This window comes from Bacillus sp. JJ783, from assembly GCF_036963225.1.
Taxonomy (GTDB): Bacteria; Bacillota; Bacilli; order Bacillales; family Bacillaceae_G; genus Bacillus_A; species Bacillus_A cereus_U.
Genome location: NZ_JBALMG010000017.1, coordinates 11,854 through 29,390 on the forward strand (window position 1 = coordinate 11,854; position 17,537 = coordinate 29,390).

Consider the following 17,537-nt stretch of genomic DNA (forward strand, 5'->3'; position numbering starts at 1 on the left):
TTAAAACCTAGTTGATTTATACGATTAATATGTATTATAATAAAACAAATTTAAATATTGCTGATTGGAAAAACCAAAGGCACTTTTCTCATACGGGAAAAGTGCCTTTTTATTTATTATTACAGGGGGATTATTTATGCAGAAATTAATTATCTTTGCTATTATCGGATTTTTTGCTCAATTGATTGATGGAGCACTTGGAATGGCGTACGGGGTAACGTCTTCCTCTTTATTATTAATGTTTGGTATCGCACCGGCTGTTGCATCTGCATCGGTTCATTTAGCTGAAGTCGTTACAACTGCGGCTTCTGGTGCATCTCACATCCGATTTGGAAACGTTGATAAATATACAGTTTCCAGGCTTACATTACCTGGAGCAATTGGTGCATTTGTTGGAGCATGTTTTTTAAGTAATTTACCTGGCGATGTAATTAAACCGTACATTTCCTTATTTTTATTTACTTTAGGAGTTTATATTTTATTACGATTCATCATTCAAAAACAAATTGTTTCTTCAAATAAGCGTATGTCTGCTAAACAACTTGTGCCGCTCGGTCTGTTCGCAGGATTCGTTGATTCAACTGGCGGTGGTGGCTGGGGACCTATTACGACACCTGTTCTTCTTGCAAAAGGAAATGATGCTAGAAAAGTTATTGGATCTGTAGATACGAGCGAATTTCCTGTTTCACTCGCTGCAACAATCGGCTTTTTCATCTCACTTGGTTGGGAACAAATAAGCTGGGTTTGGGTATTCGCCCTAATGCTCGGTGGTATTGTTGCCGCACCAATCGCCGCATGGTTAGTACGCATCGTTCCTTCGCATTTACTTGGCGTACTCGTTGGCGGACTTATTATCTTTACGAATATACGTACATTACTTACATCATTTAAAGTTGATCCAACTATTATTACACTTTCTTATGTTGCAGTTGGTCTTATCATTATTATCTCTATTTTCATTTCTGTCCGTAACCATTCGAAACATTCAACAATTGGATACCCGGCAAATCAAAAACAAATGCTACCATGATTAAGTAAAATACCGCCCGATTTACTTCGAGCGGTATTCTTTATTTTTCAATCTTCCAATTTATCATTGTTTCAGTACTATTTACTCTTTTCATATGTAATTTCTCTAATACACGAATAGAGCTATCGTTATCAAGGTGTGTCTCTGCTATAATTGTTTCTACTTCTCCTGTCTGAAAAGCCCACTTTATTAATTCATCTACAGATTCTGTAGCATAACCTTTATTCCAATATTTCTCAATAAATCCGTAACCAATTTCTACTGTATGATTCTCGTTCGGTCTCCCTTTAAATCCTATATCACCTAGAACAACATCATCTTCTTTCCGAATAACATACCACGCGCCCCACGGTAATAAAGCCGCATCTTGTTTCACATTTTCTATATGCCCTAAAATATGCGGACCACTATTGTATCCTTGATTATTCGCAATTTGAACCCATTCTTCCGTACACGGGATAATATGTAATCTTTCCGTTTCTAATTTCATAACGACGTCCCCTTTTCAATTAAACAATACTTCAATTTTACTATAAATATATAGAATATTCATTCTTTTTCGTATACACATATATTTATTCTTTGAAACAAAATAAAAAACTAATCCCCTTTAATAGTTATGTCGAATTATATTTTCTGAATTTTCTTTTAACTTTAAAGGATTTTTCATTATTTTTTGCGAAACTTTTGTATAACAACTTTTTATTTGTTAATTGTTACATAACAGTAGGTTCGGGTGGAGTTTTGCAAGCGTTTCCTATACAATAACCGATATTTTTTGACTTTTCCCAACAAAATCCCTTGCAATATATTCAGAAAGTCATTACAATTGCCATATATTAAAAATCTTAGCAATATATAAATCCTCATCAATCCGATGAGGTAGAGGTTGCAACTTTTAAGAGTAGAACGGCCGAGACACAGAGAATGTCACCGACTCCGTTTGAAAGGAAATGTTGCCGAAGTTTATATTTCATCTCTGGAAATATGAGCTGGGGCTGTCTCCGAAAGGAACAGAACTGTCACGTTTACAAAATTACCGTGTAGACGTGGGGTGCTATCTTAACGGAAGGGTATGATGGGGTGGTTATTTGTGAAACGTTCCGCCTAATTCTTTTGGCGGTTTTTTGTATTTTTCTCCCCCGCTCCTTCCTATCTTACAAGAAAAGGAGTGTTGAACATGAATAGCGCAACGAATCAAGCTACCTCTAAAACGCAAACTACACAAGGACAAGGTGAATTAAAACGTGGATTAAAATCTCGTCACCTTACGATGATTTCTCTCGGTGGTACAATCGGTACCGGACTATTTCTTGCTAGCGGTGGTGTTATCCATTCCGCTGGACCTGGCGGTGCATTAATCGCATACGCTGCAATTGGAATTATGGTTTATTTCTTAATGACAAGCTTAGCAGAACTCGCGGCTTACATGCCTGTTACTGGATCTTTTAGTACTTATGCAACAAAATTTGTTGATCCATCACTTGGTTTTGCACTTGGATGGAACTATTGGTATAACTGGGCGATTACGATTGCAGCTGAACTAGCGGCCGTAACATTAATTATGAAATTTTGGTTCCCAGATACCCCTTCTCTTATTTGGAGTGGACTTTGTTTAGCTATTATTTTTCTCTTAAACTATTTATCTGTTAAAGGTTTTGGTGAATCTGAATATTGGTTCGCACTTATTAAAGTAGTTACTATTATTATCTTTTTAATTGTCGGTTTTATGATGATTTTTGGAATTATGGGCGGCGAATCTGTCGGCTTTAAAAACTTCACTGTTGCAGATGCACCATTTAATGGCGGCATCATGGCAATTATCGGTGTATTTATGGCTGCTGGTTTCTCATTCCAAGGAACTGAATTATTAGGAGTAGCTGCTGGTGAAACTGCTGATCCAGAACGCAATATTCCAAAAGCAATTCGTTCTATCTTTTGGCGTATTTTATTATTCTACATTTTAGCAATTCTCGTTATCGGTTTATTAATTCCTTATACGACTGAAAGCCTTGCAGCGAGTGATGTTACAGTAAGTCCATTTACACTTGTATTTGAAAAAGCGGGCGTTGCCTTCGCTGCTTCTGTTATGAACGCTGTTATTTTAACTGCAGTTCTATCTGCTGGTAACTCTGGAATGTATGCATCAACTCGTATGCTTTGGGATTTAGCTCGCCAAGGAAAAGCACCAAAGTTCTTAGGCAAATTAGATAGCCGCGGTGTACCTGTTAACGCATTAATCGCAACATCAGTAGTTGGTAGCGTCGCTTTCATCGCTTCTTTATTCGGTGACGGTGTTGTATACATTTGGTTATTAAATGCTTCTGGGATGTCAGGATTTATTGCTTGGGTAGGGATTGCTATTAGTCATTACCGTTTCCGTAAAGCTTATATTGCACAAGGGAAAGATTTAAAAGATTTACCATATCAAGCGAAATGGTTCCCGTTCGGTCCAATCTTTGCATTTACACTTTGTGTTATCGTTATTTTAGGTCAAAACTACGGAGCATTTACGGGGGCAGCTATCGACTGGAACGGTGTACTTGTTTCTTACATCGGTTTACCACTCTTCTTAGTACTATGGTTAGGTTATAAATTTATTAAGAAAACGAAAGTCATTCCACTTGATAAATGTGAACTGAAATAGAATAAAATATAGTAAAACGAGCAAACAAATTTGTTTGCTCGTTTTTTCATTACAATTCATCTCCCTTCCCTATTGCCACTGTTTTTGCAATAATAGAGGAAATATAAATAAAGGTTGGGATTACATGAACATTCGTATTACTGATGAAGCAATAGCAGCTATACATAGACTAGAACGTGAAGACAAAAAGATTATTCGCATTAGAGGTACAATGACAAACTCTTGTAGTATTTTTGTTGATGTTGATTTAACTTGGGATACATATAATACGGATGATGTTGTATATGAAGATGAACAGCTTATTGTACAAATGGACTCATTCACGAAAGACTACACTGGTGATACATTAAAACTTGATTATAAAACGACTGGTTTTAGTATTACGACTCCTAGTGAGACGTTGGTGTATGGATTGTCGATTAAAAAATAAAAATTGTTTTTATCTGACCAATGAGGTGAAAAAATGGGTAAATACGTTCCATTAAAATTTTTATTCAATAAAGAATTAGCAGAAAAAATGGCTGATTCTATTTGTAAACACGAGCCTAATTTCTCTAAAAAAAACTTTGTAGATTCTGTAACATGTAAAGTTGAAAATTTAGAGTTAAAGCAACGTGTCGAAGTAATAGCAGATGAATTACACAATGCATTACAAAAAGATTTTAATGAAGCAATACATATATTACTGAAAACATTAGGACCAGAAAATACAACAGAAGTAGGCACATTTACAAAGGGTTATATGTATATGCCTATCGCAAAATACGTTGAAAAATATGGACTTAACGATTTTGACTCCTCATTCAATGCAATGTATGAAATAACAAAAAGAAATACTGCTGAATATGCCATTCGTCCTTATCTTGAAAAATACCATGAAGAAACCTTGGACATATTGCAACAGTGGTTACGTGACGAAAACAGCCACATTAGGAGATTAGTTTCAGAAGGTACTAGACCAAGACTTCCTTGGGCAAAAAAAATAGGAGCTCTGAAAGGTGACTTCAGAAATAATTTAAAGCTTCTTGAGCCATTAATGAATGACCCTTCTAAGTATGTTCAAAAATCTGTAGCCAATCACATTAATGATATTGCGAAAGAAAATAACGAACTCGTTCTTCAATGGTTGCAACAATTACTCGATAAACAGCATCCTGTTAACCCTTGGATTATGAAACATGGATTAAGAACGATGATAAAAAATGGCACTTTACCAAAAGATTTTTGTTTTTAAGTATTTTAAACAAAAACGCTTATGCTTCAAAAATGAAGTATAAGCGTTTTTTCTCTTTAAAACATTATCCCTGCCTTAAAATATTTTGAAACATTTCTGGCTTACGTTGTTCAAAGCTCTCTATTAATTCTTTTCCAAATATCGTTATACTCTCCTCCCACGGATGCCCTAAATAGCCCCACTTAAAGTCCTTCTGAATAAAGAAATAATAATCTCCATTTGGAAAAATCGGGATTGTCCACTCATCAAATTCATTTCTATCGAACTTTAAATGTGGATTCACCCAATAACACTCATGTTGCCAATCAAGTGCCATTATATATTCATTCGATACCGTATTCTCTTTAAAAACTAGTAATGCTTTTTCTTCCAGATCGTCATATACATTTAAATCTACCGATTCTCCAAAGTAATGAGAAATATCATATGTCACAAAAGGACTTGGCACCTTAAATGATGGGAATATAGAAATACTTGGTGAAAACTCAAAATCACTATATACCCTATCCCATATTTGATCGCTCTCTTTGTCTGTAAACTTCATCCAATTTTTCATTAAACAACTGCCTTCCCTTATAATTTCAAAGGATTTCCTCTTGGTTATCTCGAATATATAAATAACCATTCTCGCAAGGAGCGAATTTGTATGAATCTATTTGAACATGAAACGTAAAACCGCTTCATTTTAATAAGAGGTCCTCCCTTTTTTCTCATCATATCACTCATTTTTAAAAATAGGAGGACATAATTATGAAACGTGATCCATTATTTTTAACTTTTTTAGAAAGTGCTAATACAAATTTTAGTGGCTGGGATTTTTCTTTCATTTCAGAAACTGGCCGAATGAAGAGCGAGCCTTTATCATGGTCATATGGCAGTACTGCTTTCCAGCTTATGCAACGTGCAAAATCTATGCTAGATATGGGTACTGGCGGCGGAGAGTTTTTATCTATGTTACAACCGTTCCCGTCAACTATTTATGCGACTGAGGGCTATGCTCCGAATGTCCCAATTGCACGAAAGAAATTAGAACCTTTAGGAGTTATAGTCGTAGAAGTGACTGATGATACTGCTTTACCATTTCAAGATGGTCAGTTTGATTTAATTGTGAATCAACATGAATCCTATTCTGCTTCTGAAGTGAAAAGAAGTCTTTCCATCAATGGAACATTTCTTACACAACAAGTCGGTGGTCTTGATTGTGCGGAACTTAATGAGCAGTTTGGCACACCGCTGAATAGCGAATTTTCAAGTTGGTCACTCAAAACGGCATGTAGTGAATTAGAACAAAATGGATTTACTATTTTAGAAGCGAAAGAAGAATTCCCTCTTCAGCGTTTTTATGATGTCGGTGCTGTTGTCTATTACTTACAAGCAATTCCGTGGCAAATTCCTGATTTCACAGTAGAAAGCTATAATGAGGAATTGTATCGCATACATGAAATCATCTTGCAAAAAGGATATTTTGATGTGAAGCAACATCGTTTTATTATAAAAGCGAATTATGTAGAGTAAAACTTGAATTAGAATTCCTTGCAAAAAAGCCAAATTCTTTATTGGAATTTGGCTTTTTCTTAGTATTTTAACGCATCTTATCCTATTGAGAAATGAGATGTTTTTCATATCGTTTTTTCGTATCATCTTCTGCCAAAACAGCAGTTGTGTACTCAATAATATTCCGATTATCATACGTAAATATATGATCTAAATTGTTGTCCTCTTTTAATAATATCGGTAAATATCTTTGCAAATTGCTAACTACACCTCTATTATCACCATCTAATATCCAATCAATTGACTTCCATTCTAATATACCTTCATCAGTGCTTACTGGCGTATCAATATGTATTTCATCTCGTAAATCAGCAAGGAATACATACATTCCCTCACTATCCTGAGACTCGTCTTTATCTTTAAAGATAACATTCCCTTTATAAGTTGCACTTTGCAGCTCTATACCCGTTTCCTCAAACGTTTCTCTAATTACTCCTTCGTATGGAGTTTCATTATCCTCGATTTTCCCTCCAACGCCATTCCACATTCCCATTGTTGGCTTTTTGTTTCTATTTAAAAGGAGTATGTTATCCCCTTTTCTAATGAAGCATATTGTGTACTTATACATATCATCATACCCCTTTCTATTTCCTAACCGTTAACTTACTATAAAAGCGCTAATTATCATCCTCTTTATAGGAGCACCTGCGGATTAAAAGTTACTTCTAATTCATTGATTGTTTTTGAGGAAAATAAATAAAAATACTAAACTAGTCTAGTATTTTCATTTTTGAAAAAGGATAATATATAAATTCCACCTTGCCAATAACGTTATCTTCTTCAATATAACCTAAACCATTTCGACTATCCTTACTATGTTCACGGTTGTCTCCCATTACAAATAACTTATTTGGCGGAATCTTTGTCTTTTGAAAGTTGTAAAACACTTGTGTATTGTTATATAAATCTTTATTTATATAAGGTTCCTCTTGCTTTTTGTCATTTACGTATACCGTTCCATTCGTTATGTTAATTACGTCACCAGGAAGTCCTATTACGCGTTTCACATAATATTTCGACTCATCCTCTTCCTTAATAATGACGATTTCTCCGTGCTGTAAGCTAGAAAAATGTACAGCGGCTTTATTTACAAATACGTAGTCTTCTTCCTGTAAAGTTGGCTGCATTGATTTTCCTTCCACTTTACATAAAGTGAAAGACTGGTACGTTACTACTAGGACAAATATAAATAGTATGTACTTTCCCCAACCTCTCTTAATCTTCTCTTTCATATCCATTCCCACCTTATCAAAACACTTTTCAACTCAAAAATATATCACTGCACCTGTTCATTTGCGCAGTGATATACTACAATTTGAATTTTTTACTGTGCCTTATTCGGCTGTTGTGCTACTGGGACTGGACTTACACCCGATCTCTGCGTTTTCAAATCAAAATATGCATCCAAAATTTCTTTACCAATTGCAGAATTAATACCTGATTTATCATTATTCACCCATGGCACAACAACAGAAAAAGCGACTTCCGGATCAGCATCATATGGCGCATACCCGGCGAGAGTTAAATTATAACATTTTTTTCGATAGTTGTTTTCATCTCTGCCAATATCACTTTCTCCACCGTACACTGTTTCTGCTGTTCCTGTTTTTCCAGCCGGTTTATAAGGTAATCCTTTAAAAGTTCCAGTACCTGTCCCATCAGTCTCCTGGAAAACTCTTCTAAATCCTTCTTTCACATGATTTATATATGACAGATCCATATCCACTCGGTTTAACACGACTGGTTCCATCGAGTGAATAACTTTTCCGACTTCCTCTGGTCTATTTGGTTGCTCTCTAATTTCTTGTACAATTTGTGGTTTCATTCGGTAACCACCATTTGCAATCGTTGACATATATTGAGCAAGCTGCAGCGGCGTATATGTGTCATATTGTCCAATCGCATAATCAAGTAAAAAACCAGGTATATTATCAGTTCTACCCATTTGACCAATCGATTCATTTGGCAGGTCAATACCAGTTGGCACACCTAAACCAAATTGTCTAAAGTAATAGCGCATTTTATTAAACGCTTCTTGTTTAATATCTAGCGGATTGTTTGGTACATAATCAATCCCCGCAATCTTTAACGCCGTATTAAACATGTAGACATTGGATGAAACTTGCAATGCTCTTAAATCATCAATATCTCCAAAGTCTTTCCAAGATTTCTTCGGCTTCAAACTTCCTTTAAAGTACATTGGTGCATCAAAGAAATGCGTATATGGCTTAATCGCTCCTGTTTGATATCCCGCTAACAACGTAGCTCCTTTCACCGTCGATCCTAACTCATAAGAGCTTATCATCGTTCCTAATGCATAGTCTTCTATTTGCATTCCGCCGTCTTTATTTACAATTTTTTTTCCTGCTAATGATAGAATTTGACCATTTTTCGGATTCATCATAACCACGAATGCACGATCCATCATCGGTTCAGAAGAATGAAATGCCCTTAAATTCCTTTCAAGACTTTCCTCCACTTTCTTCTGTAAATCCATATCAACTGTTAACATTAAATTATTTCCACTTTTTCCTTTTGTCACTTTTTCAGTTCGAATAATATTTCCAGCTTTATCAGTAATATTTTTAGACTGTTCTTTCGTTCCATGTAACATATCTTCGTATTGTTTTTCGATGTAACTCTTACCAATACGATCATTTCTGTTATAATCTCGTACTAAATAATAGTCTAATTGCTCCCTTGGTAATCCCTCATTCTCAGTAGAAACACTACCAAGTACAGAACGTAGTATTTTATCATTTGGATATTCTCGCTCCCAATCCACAGTCGTATCTACGCCTGGCAAGATTGATAATCTTTCACTCACTACTGCATATTCATTTTGACTTACATCTTTTTTGACGATTTGTGGCGTCATTTTATATCCCGCATTCATTTTGCTTTTAATTGCTAGTACTTCTATATCCTCTTTCGAAAGCTCGTTTAATTCTTCTTGTGTAATTCTTTCTCGTCTCAACTCTTCTACTTTCTTATCTAAGTCTTTCCCTTCTATTTCCTGCTTCCTAAATTTACTCTCATCTTCTTTCGTTACTTTTGTTGCTGCGCGTTTTTCATTTAACTGCATCCAAAAGTCTTTTTTATCTGTCTCTGTTAACTTGTCCATATCTTCTTGCGGCATTTCAATTAGCTTCGCTAAATTTCTTGCCACTATTAAAACCTCTTTTGAGTCCACTCCTTTCATCTTCGTATATGTAACAGTTCGTAACGGTTTATTATTTACAATAACTTTCCCTTCCCGATCAAACATCTTCCCTCTCGGAACTGGAGTACTCACCGTTACATCTTCCTTTTTATTCACTTCATTTCGATACGTTTCTCCGTCAATGATTTGTACTTTACCTAATTGAATAATAATAGCTGAAAATAAAAGAAACACGATAAAAAATAGTACATTTAACCGAAACGGAATATGAGTCTTTTTCTTTTTCGACTGTTTCTGCTTCTCCTTTTTCTGTCTCATTTTGCTCCCTCGCTTCATTCTATTAACATTTCTCTACATAAAACATACGTTCACTACAGTGCAATCAAATACATCATTATGTATCAAATTTAATTTTATGATATATATAGAATTTTATATTAATTACAAAAGAAATAAAAGATTTAATTTTCAGTTTTTGTATTTTATATCCTATTTATTACCATTCCCCTTAATACGCAATAACATGAATGATATTCAAAAAGAAAGAGATTATAAAACTGGTTTTTCATACCATTCGTTTACATTTCTTTGTATACTAAAGAAATGAATCAATAAAAGACATTACGAAGGAGCAAATGAAAATGCCTGATTCGTTTACAATACATACTAATACGTCACATTGTTTAAACTTTATGATTTATATTCAAAATATTTATCTCAATCAAAAAGAGAACAAAGGGAATGTACGGTTTCCTTACATAGCAAGAAAATTAAATTTCTCTAATGATTTTGAAGCAAATTTCACAGAATTATGGCATACACTTCGCAAACAAATTGCTAATGGGAGCTATGATTTACAGATTTCCCATGAGGAGAATCATATATTTTATGAGAAGCTTTTTGACATCCATTTATGTAATGAAGAATCATTCAAAGAATTGATATGTAGTTTTAAAGTATGGTGGACTAGCATAGCAGGTCAGCTTTCACTAGAACATTCTGTAAGTGAGTATAGTGAGCAACTTTATAATGACTTAGTTTTATATCTTAAGCAAAATCAAATAGAACCTTTACACCAGCTACATATTAGCTTACTTTATGATGATTGTGTATTCGTTAAAGAAAATATTACTTCTTACTCTGCCATTTTACCTACCAAACACTTTTTTATAAATTATAGAGATGTGGTTACTACATTATCGACATGTTTTCAGGTGACTTAAAACAGCGATTCCTCAAATAAAAAACTGAGGTGGTCTCAATACACCTCAGTTTTTTTACGAAAAGATCAATTTATTTAATTGAAGATAATCCTTCAACAAATTCACCAATCTTTTCTTGAAACACATAATCAAAGTTATATTCCTGTCCTGTTAATTCTTCATTTACTAAAATCGTTGTTGCTGCTATTTCCCTCTTTGCGATTTCTGGGAATGACGCGACAGGCTGTACTTTGAGTGATGTTCCCATTACGAGAAGTACATCTGTTTCATATAAACGTTTGATCGCATTTTGATATTGCGGCAGTGTATCTCCGTATAAAACAACATCTGGATTTAAAATAAAATTACATTTTTCACAACGCGGCACTTCATGATCAATCATATATTGTAAATCATATCCCGTTTTACACTTCGGACAATGCGCTGTTTGAAGCGTTCCATGTAAATCAATTACATGTTTACTACCACCTACTTGATGTAAACCATCAATATTTTGCGTTAAAATCGTTATGTCTTTCCCTTGTTCTTCTAGTTCCGCTAAAAAGCGATGCCCACGATTTGGTTTATATTGATGAAACGTATTAATTTGAAAGATTTCTTTATAATGCTTCCAAAACTCTTTCGGATTTCTATTATAATAGCCTCTCGATAAATACATCTCTACATTCGCATCAGCATATAATCCATTTGCTGAACGAAAATCAGGGATTCCACTTTCCGTACTTGCACCAGCACCTGTCAACACTGTAATTTTCTTCGCCTTTTCTAATATTGAACGTACTTCTTCAAATTGCTGCACAAAAATCACCTCTATGTATTTTCCTATACTTATTATACCAGTTGTTTACAGTAGGTGTTGTACAATTCGGTTTACTTACTACGTTGCATTATCTAAACCCAAACCAATTTAATGGTGTAAGAAAGTTATCTTGGGATCAACCATCCTACACTATCACTTCTCATATTGCAAAGGATGGTAGAGAGTTTATTCATCCGCAAAAAAATAGAAGGTTAACCGTTCGAGAATGCTTAAGATTAATGAGTGTTCCAGATACATACGTTATTCCGCCTCATATACCATTAAATCAACAATATACACTTATTTTAGTAATGGCGTAGCATTCTTAGTAGCTAAAGCACTCTCACAATCAATTCTGGATTGTTTAGAGGTAGATTCAGTGAAAGGTGTGTCTAATGAGCAAATGACGATTTTTCAATTCATTTAGAAAGCAGCCCGAAGGCTGCTTTTCTTCATCGATGTGCTTAGATAGTTATGGACTACTGGGAGCCTCTTAAGTTATACTTGTATAATATAAAAAATTAATAAGGGGTAATATTAACATTATGAAAGAAAAAAACGAACTTGTTCAAAATATTCCTCAAACAGGATTTTTTGGGCATCCAAAAGGATTATTCTCTTTATTCTTCACTGAGTTTTGGGAAAGGTTTTCTCATTATGGAATGAGAGCTATTTTACTGTATTATATGTACTATTCGGTCGCAAAAGGTGGATTAGGAATTGATCAATCTACCGCAACCTCGATAATGGCAATTTACGGTTCCTTACTGTTCATGTCTAGTATTATCGGTGGATGGATATCGGATCGTTTATTTGGTCCAAGTAAAACCGTATTCTTTGGTGGCGTTTTAATTATGATTGGCCATCTTATTTTAGCTTTACCGGGTAGTAAAAGTGCGTTATTTATCTCTATGGTCTTCTTAGTTCTAGGAACAGGGTTGTTAAAGCCTAACATATCGAACATCGTAGGAAGTTTATACAGTGAAACAGATGCGCGTCGTGACTCAGGGTTCAGTATATTCTACATGGGTATTAACTTAGGTGCCTTACTTGCACCTTTAGTTGTCGGAACATTAGGTCAGCAATATAATTTCCACCTTGGTTTTGGAGTTGCGGCAATTGGTATGGCAATTGGGTTAGGGGTATTTGTTGGAACAAAACAGAAAAACCTTGGTCTAGTCGGTACACAAGTACCTAATCCATTATCAGATTCGGAAAGAAAAAAGACTATCAAGTATTTCAGTGTCGGTCTGGTTGTATTAACATTGCTAGGTGTGGTTACAATTCCAACTGGGTTGTTAACTATAAATCGTTTTACATTCTTGATTAGTATCTTAGGGATTGTTATTCCAGCCTATTATTTCATTTATATGTATCGTAGTCCTAAAACAACAAAAGTAGAGCAATCTCGTCTTCTTGCGTATATACCACTCTTTATTGCAGCTACAATATTTTGGTCTATACAAGAACAAGGTGCTATTATCTTAGCGACATACGCGGATCAACGAACTCAATTACAGTTCAATGGAATTACATTGCATTCCGCTTGGTTCCAATCATTAAGTCCAATCTTTATCGTAACGCTTGCCCCGATTTTTGCATGGGTTTGGATAAAGTTAGGCAAGAAGCAGCCTTCAACGGCAAAAAAATTCGCTATTGGATTGCTATTTGCAGGTTTCTCATTCTTAGTTATGATTATTCCGGCTTTAATCAACGGTACTCACTCTTTAGTGAATCCTATGTGGTTAGTCCTTAGCTTCTTTTTAATTGTAATTGGAGAAGTTTGTTTATCTCCTTCAGGGTTATCAATAACGACGAAGCTGGCTCCAGCTGCTTTCTCTTCGCAAACCATGAGCTTATGGTTCTTATCAACTGCGTCTGCGCAAGCAATAAATGCCCAAGTTGTTAAACTGTATAATCCTGCAACAGAAGCAATTTACTTTGGTGTTATTGGTGCTATCTCCATTTTAGTTAGCATCCTGCTGTTTGCATTATCATCAAAAATCCAAAATTTCATGAAGGGACTTCAATAACGGTCTCTTATTGAAATGAACAAATACAAGTTTCTATGTGAAGAGTAGCCAAACGGGTTACTCTTTTTTGTATAACCATAGCAATCTCCACACAAACGCAATATAATGTATGCTGGAGCAATGATATTTCTAGGAAAACAAAACATACCTAATAGACTAATGCAACTTTGTAAGAGAGCTGACTATTTATCTAAAGAGGAGCTTCTTAAACATAAAGACTGCGTCATCGATTTACTCGATGAACGGGAAATTTGCGAATAAAAGACCAAAAACTCCAACTCATTCATGGTTTAAAATACTGATGAGCTGGAGTTTTCTCATTGCTATATATACAAATAAAATAAAGATTACTAAAGGGATATATGTGAAAAAACTATTTCTTTTGGAGGATTTCAATAAAAGAAATAGTTTTTTGGTTGTTGCAGTAAATGAAGTCATGTAGAGGGCTACTAAAATACTATATATCCAAATTATTATAATAATTTCATCTGAGTTGGAATCCCTTTACTTTGTATGTCTTTGAGTTTATCAGAACTTAACTTTTTATCCATTCATATAGACGAAAATTCTACATCATTAAGAAACTATTTAAAAAGTTTCCTTTTATTTGGAACAATTCCATATTTGTTAGAATACTCCCATTGCAACCTTTTCCTTTATATTCTATGCTGCATCTTCAATTACAAAATACAAACACACAAAGAGGGCTGCATCAGCCCTCTTTAATTAACATGCTTTTTACTTAATGCGTCGCACCGCCGCACGCTACAATATCTACTTCCACTTCCGTCGTTACCTCAATTGCCAATTCAATCCCTTTACTAATAGTAGAAAGTGACATACTCGGTTGACCTGGATAGTTACTAGCTTGTTCTGGTAAAAACGGAATATGAACAAATCCGCCTTTTATTTTTTGATCATGCTTCCGCAGTTCATGCATGAGACCATAGAATAAGTGATTACAAACGAATGTACCTGCCGTTTGTGAAACGGAAGCTGGTATGCCTTCCTCGCGAAGTTTTTTTACAATTGCTTTCATCGGTAATGTCGACCAATATGCAATCGGTCCTTCTTCTACAACCGGTACATCCACTGGCTGATTTCCTTCATTATCAGCAATTCTTGCATCATCAACATTAATTGCTATTCGCTCTATCGTAACATCTGGTCTGCCCCCAGCTTGTCCAATACATATAATAATGTCAGGCGACAACTCTTCTATATACTCTTTTAATACGCTTATCGATTTATGAAATACTGTTGGAACTTGTTTACTTATAATCTTGTATTCTCCAATTGTTTTTTCATGTAAACTTTTTGCGACTTCCCAAGCTGGGTTGATGCTTTCTCCTCCAAACGGATCAAATCCTGTTAATAATACTGTTTTCATAGTTTCACTCTCCTAATTAGAAACGATATACAAGGCCGTACATGATAAACATATTGATAATGAAAATGGAAAGAGCAATTGGTACTTGCGCCTTAATAACAGCATTCTTATCTTTCAATTCTAAAAGCATCGCTGGAACAATATTAAAGTTTGCCGCCATTGGCGTAATAAGCGTTCCGCAATATCCAGCAAACATACCGAGTGCTGCCATAATTGCTGGGTTCCCGCCGTGCATTTGAACAATTAAAGGCAAGCCAATTCCGCCAGTAATAACCGCAAACGCAGCGAAAGCATTTCCCATTACAACTGTGAATAGCATCATTCCTAAACAGTACGCCATAACAGCAACGAATGGATACTCTGTTGGTAACACTTGTCCGACTAAATCAGAAACGACCTGGCCAACGCCAGATTTTGCGAAAATACCGCCAAGCGCTGCTAACATTTGTGGTAAAATAACAGCCCAGCCGACAGCCTGTAGTAGTCTGCTTCCTTCTTGAACAGGCGTTGTTATTTTCGCTTTTGTAATACGCATCGCTGCAACGAATGCGAGTAGTGCTCCTAATGCTAATGCAACTAACGTTACTTTATCAGGATCAACAAGAGAGACATTTCCCCATTTGATTTTCCCTAATGTCAGTGTACCGATAATTGTAAAAATAGGTATTAACAGTGCAGGCATAAAAATTTTATTCTTTAATTTCTCAGCATGTTTCACACGTTCTTGCACTGGTACTTCTTTCTCCTCGGATTTTGTTACTTTATTTAATGAAGCTAACACGACCATAGCGAGTACGATACAGCCAACGTAAAACGAAGGTATTACATTTCCAAATAAAAATGTAACTGCAAACAATGCCCAAAATAAGCTAGAACCGAATCGGTTTGGATGTTCACGATCAAATGCAATACGAACAGCGATAAATGCAACGATTATTCCTAATATATAATAAATTGTATCCATTGTTATGATGTTCATCTTATATAGCCTCCTTCTCTTGTTTTTCTTCTGCCTTCATTGTTTTCTCTATATACTTATCAAACCTTCTAAACCTAATCCAGCTCACAATAAGGGCAGATATCGCAGTTGGAATACCCCAAAGCGCCATATCCCATACACCGACATGCATACCTACTGAATCGAAGAACCCTTTCATTAATAAAATGGCACCAGTTGCGATGAAAATATCCTCTCCGAAAAACCAAGCTGTATTTTCCGCAGCTGCTGCGTTTGCTTTAATCTTTTCTCTCAATTTTTCAGGGAGTTTACCGTACCTTCCTTGCGCAGCTCCTTCTGCCATTGGCGCAACTAGCGGTCTCACTGTTTGCGCATGACCACCGATATTAAGTCCAAGTGCTGCTGATGATTCTCTTATCGTAAAATATGACATTAATACTCTTCCAGTTGTTGCTCCTTTTGATTTCGTTATAAGTGCTTCTGCTCTTTCTTTTAAACCGTAACGCTCTAAAATTCCGATTACCGGTAAAGTTAATATGATTGGCATAGACATATATCTGTTTTCTATGAAAAATTTACCGAACATGCTAATCACATCATAAAAGCTTAAGCCTGAAACCATACCAGTAACAATACCCGCAACCATTACTACTAACAGTGTATTTAATCTAAATAAAAACCCAACTGCAACAAGTAGTATCCCAATTAATTTAATCATTTCCAGCACTTCCCCTCATTTATTATTTCGGTGCACTTATAGAAACACCGTTAAGTTCGAATGTTCTGTATATTTTTTTCGCAAATTGTACTGCTTTCTCTCCGTCCCCGTGTAAACATATCGTTTGCGCCTGAACTGCTACTTTCTCTCCATTAACCGATTCTACATACCCTTCCTTCACCATTTGAAGTACTTGTTTTATTGCTTCCTCTTCATTTTTTATAAGAGCATTTTCTTCTGTACGGCTCGTTAAAGTTCCATCCTGCTTATACGTGCGATCAGCAAAAGCTTCTTGTACGAGAGTTATATTATATTTTTCTGTTGCCCTTATAAACGCCTCACTATTCGCTAATCCGTAAAGTAATAATCCAGGGTTAATATGATAAATTGCTTTTGCGATTGCATCCGCAATTTCCGAATCAGTTGCCGCCATATTATATAACGCACCGTGCGGTTTTACATGTTGCATCTTCCCACCGGCAGCTTTAACAAATCCTTCTAATGCGCCAATTTGATATAAAACATAATCGTATACTTCACTTGCTGAAACGTGCATGTTCCTTCTCCCAAATCCAATTAAATCAGGAAATCCAGGGTGTGCTCCTATTGCTACGTTATGCTGCAGAGCTTTTTCAACCGTTTGCCTCATAACAGCCGGATCACCCGCATGAAAACCACAAGCAACATTTATAGAGGAAACGAACGGAAGAATTTCATCATCATTCCCCATTTTATAAGCTCCAAAACTTTCTCCTAAATCACAGTTTAAATCAATTGTAGTCACGATG

Annotated in this window: 18 protein-coding genes and 1 riboswitch; of the genes, 8 read left to right on the forward strand and 10 right to left on the reverse strand. The window is 35.5% G+C overall.

The window, feature by feature from the left end; translation table 11 throughout:
- The first annotated feature begins 136 nt into the window (after positions 1-136).
- Entirely contained in the window at positions 137-1,030 is an 894-nt protein-coding gene (locus tag V7038_RS04465) for a sulfite exporter TauE/SafE family protein (RefSeq protein WP_070170352.1), read from the forward strand.
- 40 nt (positions 1,031-1,070) lie between these two features.
- On the opposite strand, the gene V7038_RS04470 is transcribed toward V7038_RS04465, so the two are convergent.
- Positions 1,071-1,520 carry a GNAT family N-acetyltransferase gene (locus V7038_RS04470; RefSeq protein ID WP_199693032.1) on the reverse strand — a complete coding sequence of 150 codons (450 nt, stop codon included), beginning with the start codon at positions 1,518-1,520 and terminating at the stop codon, positions 1,071-1,073.
- A gap of 385 nt (positions 1,521-1,905) precedes the next feature.
- Positions 1,906-2,098: riboswitch (Lysine riboswitch) on the forward strand.
- Between the two features lie 112 nt (positions 2,099-2,210).
- On the opposite strand from V7038_RS04470, the gene V7038_RS04475 reads away from it, so the two are divergent.
- The 3 genes from V7038_RS04475 (at position 2,211) to V7038_RS04485 (ending at position 4,911) form a co-directional block, all read left to right on the forward strand.
- Positions 2,211-3,677: an amino acid permease gene (locus V7038_RS04475; RefSeq protein WP_002110605.1), complete on the forward strand. Its 1,467-nt coding sequence runs from the start codon at positions 2,211-2,213 to the stop codon at positions 3,675-3,677.
- A 124-nt stretch (positions 3,678-3,801) separates the two neighbouring features.
- Positions 3,802-4,107, forward strand: coding sequence for an iron-sulfur cluster biosynthesis family protein (locus V7038_RS04480; RefSeq protein ID WP_002110606.1), 306 nt, complete (start codon positions 3,802-3,804; stop codon positions 4,105-4,107).
- A gap of 33 nt (positions 4,108-4,140) precedes the next feature.
- On the forward strand, positions 4,141-4,911 hold the full coding sequence (locus V7038_RS04485; protein ID WP_002110608.1) for a DNA alkylation repair protein: 771 nt from the start codon (positions 4,141-4,143) through the stop codon (positions 4,909-4,911).
- A gap of 64 nt (positions 4,912-4,975) precedes the next feature.
- On the opposite strand, the gene V7038_RS04490 is transcribed toward V7038_RS04485, so the two are convergent.
- On the reverse strand, positions 4,976-5,467 hold the full coding sequence (locus tag V7038_RS04490) for a DUF2716 domain-containing protein (protein ID WP_002110609.1): 492 nt from the start codon (positions 5,465-5,467) through the stop codon (positions 4,976-4,978).
- Between the two features lie 194 nt (positions 5,468-5,661).
- Between V7038_RS04490 and V7038_RS04495 the strand changes: the two genes are divergently transcribed.
- On the forward strand, positions 5,662-6,426 hold the full coding sequence (locus V7038_RS04495) for a class I SAM-dependent methyltransferase (protein ID WP_335469309.1): 765 nt from the start codon (positions 5,662-5,664) through the stop codon (positions 6,424-6,426).
- A gap of 82 nt (positions 6,427-6,508) precedes the next feature.
- On the opposite strand, the gene V7038_RS04500 is transcribed toward V7038_RS04495, so the two are convergent.
- The 3 genes from V7038_RS04500 to V7038_RS04510 form a co-directional block, all read right to left on the reverse strand.
- Positions 6,509-7,033, reverse strand: a complete 525-nt coding sequence (locus tag V7038_RS04500) for an NUDIX hydrolase (protein WP_215578965.1) — start codon at positions 7,031-7,033, stop codon at positions 6,509-6,511.
- A 142-nt stretch (positions 7,034-7,175) separates the two neighbouring features.
- Positions 7,176-7,697, reverse strand: a complete 522-nt coding sequence (lepB, locus tag V7038_RS04505; RefSeq protein WP_002110612.1) for a signal peptidase I — start codon at positions 7,695-7,697, stop codon at positions 7,176-7,178.
- A gap of 92 nt (positions 7,698-7,789) precedes the next feature.
- Entirely contained in the window at positions 7,790-9,964 is a 2,175-nt protein-coding gene (locus V7038_RS04510) for a peptidoglycan D,D-transpeptidase FtsI family protein (protein ID WP_171902563.1), read from the reverse strand.
- A 305-nt stretch (positions 9,965-10,269) separates the two neighbouring features.
- Between V7038_RS04510 and V7038_RS04515 the strand changes: the two genes are divergently transcribed.
- The gene (locus tag V7038_RS04515; protein ID WP_002110614.1) at positions 10,270-10,851 is read left to right on the forward strand and encodes a hypothetical protein; all 582 of its coding nucleotides are present in this window, start codon (positions 10,270-10,272) and stop codon (positions 10,849-10,851) included.
- 70 nt (positions 10,852-10,921) lie between these two features.
- Here V7038_RS04515 and V7038_RS04520 read toward each other — a convergent pair whose 3' ends face one another.
- Positions 10,922-11,650, reverse strand: coding sequence for an NAD-dependent protein deacylase (locus tag V7038_RS04520; protein WP_002110615.1), 729 nt, complete (start codon positions 11,648-11,650; stop codon positions 10,922-10,924).
- Positions 11,651-11,733: 83 nt separating this feature from the next.
- Here V7038_RS04520 and V7038_RS04525 point away from each other — a divergent pair, with 83 nt between their 5' ends.
- Together V7038_RS04525 and V7038_RS04530 are read left to right on the forward strand one after the other, a co-directional pair.
- On the forward strand, positions 11,734-11,970 hold the full coding sequence (locus tag V7038_RS04525) for a DNA cytosine methyltransferase (RefSeq protein WP_223260378.1): 237 nt from the start codon (positions 11,734-11,736) through the stop codon (positions 11,968-11,970).
- A gap of 225 nt (positions 11,971-12,195) precedes the next feature.
- The gene (locus tag V7038_RS04530) at positions 12,196-13,683 is read left to right on the forward strand and encodes a peptide MFS transporter (RefSeq protein WP_335469313.1); all 1,488 of its coding nucleotides are present in this window, start codon (positions 12,196-12,198) and stop codon (positions 13,681-13,683) included.
- A gap of 742 nt (positions 13,684-14,425) precedes the next feature.
- Here the strand turns inward: V7038_RS04530 and pcp are convergent.
- Genes pcp through pxpA form a run of 4 tightly spaced genes read right to left on the reverse strand, consistent with a single transcriptional unit; the run spans position 14,426 to position 17,533 of the window.
- Positions 14,426-15,073 (reverse strand): pyroglutamyl-peptidase I, encoded by a 648-nt coding sequence (gene pcp / locus V7038_RS04535; RefSeq protein WP_335469315.1) that lies wholly within the window; start codon positions 15,071-15,073, stop codon positions 14,426-14,428.
- A 16-nt stretch (positions 15,074-15,089) separates the two neighbouring features.
- On the reverse strand, positions 15,090-16,052 hold the full coding sequence (locus V7038_RS04540; protein ID WP_335469317.1) for a DUF979 domain-containing protein: 963 nt from the start codon (positions 16,050-16,052) through the stop codon (positions 15,090-15,092).
- Position 16,053: 1 nt separating this feature from the next.
- A complete protein-coding gene (locus V7038_RS04545) occupies positions 16,054-16,749 on the reverse strand; it encodes a DUF969 domain-containing protein (protein WP_002110619.1) in 696 nt (231 codons plus the stop codon).
- A gap of 22 nt (positions 16,750-16,771) precedes the next feature.
- The gene (gene pxpA / locus V7038_RS04550) at positions 16,772-17,533 is read right to left on the reverse strand and encodes a 5-oxoprolinase subunit PxpA (protein WP_002110621.1); all 762 of its coding nucleotides are present in this window, start codon (positions 17,531-17,533) and stop codon (positions 16,772-16,774) included.
- Positions 17,534-17,537: the final 4 nt, after the last annotated feature.

Coding starts and splice junctions, on each gene's coding strand:
- V7038_RS04465 (WP_070170352.1), top strand. CDS start 137: ATGCAGAAATTAATTATCTTTGCTATTATCGGATTTTTTGCTCAATTG.
- V7038_RS04470 (WP_199693032.1), bottom strand. CDS start 1,520: ATGAAATTAGAAACGGAAAGATTACATATTATCCCGTGTACGGAAGAA.
- V7038_RS04475 (WP_002110605.1), top strand. CDS start 2,211: ATGAATAGCGCAACGAATCAAGCTACCTCTAAAACGCAAACTACACAA.
- V7038_RS04480 (WP_002110606.1), top strand. CDS start 3,802: ATGAACATTCGTATTACTGATGAAGCAATAGCAGCTATACATAGACTA.
- V7038_RS04485 (WP_002110608.1), top strand. CDS start 4,141: ATGGGTAAATACGTTCCATTAAAATTTTTATTCAATAAAGAATTAGCA.
- V7038_RS04490 (WP_002110609.1), bottom strand. CDS start 5,467: ATGAAAAATTGGATGAAGTTTACAGACAAAGAGAGCGATCAAATATGG.
- V7038_RS04495 (WP_335469309.1), top strand. CDS start 5,662: ATGAAACGTGATCCATTATTTTTAACTTTTTTAGAAAGTGCTAATACA.
- V7038_RS04500 (WP_215578965.1), bottom strand. CDS start 7,033: ATGTATAAGTACACAATATGCTTCATTAGAAAAGGGGATAACATACTC.
- lepB (WP_002110612.1), bottom strand. CDS start 7,697: ATGAAAGAGAAGATTAAGAGAGGTTGGGGAAAGTACATACTATTTATA.
- V7038_RS04510 (WP_171902563.1), bottom strand. CDS start 9,964: ATGAAGCGAGGGAGCAAAATGAGACAGAAAAAGGAGAAGCAGAAACAG.
- V7038_RS04515 (WP_002110614.1), top strand. CDS start 10,270: ATGCCTGATTCGTTTACAATACATACTAATACGTCACATTGTTTAAAC.
- V7038_RS04530 (WP_335469313.1), top strand. CDS start 12,196: ATGAAAGAAAAAAACGAACTTGTTCAAAATATTCCTCAAACAGGATTT.
- pcp (WP_335469315.1), bottom strand. CDS start 15,073: ATGAAAACAGTATTATTAACAGGATTTGATCCGTTTGGAGGAGAAAGC.
- V7038_RS04540 (WP_335469317.1), bottom strand. CDS start 16,052: ATGAACATCATAACAATGGATACAATTTATTATATATTAGGAATAATC.
- V7038_RS04545 (WP_002110619.1), bottom strand. CDS start 16,749: ATGATTAAATTAATTGGGATACTACTTGTTGCAGTTGGGTTTTTATTT.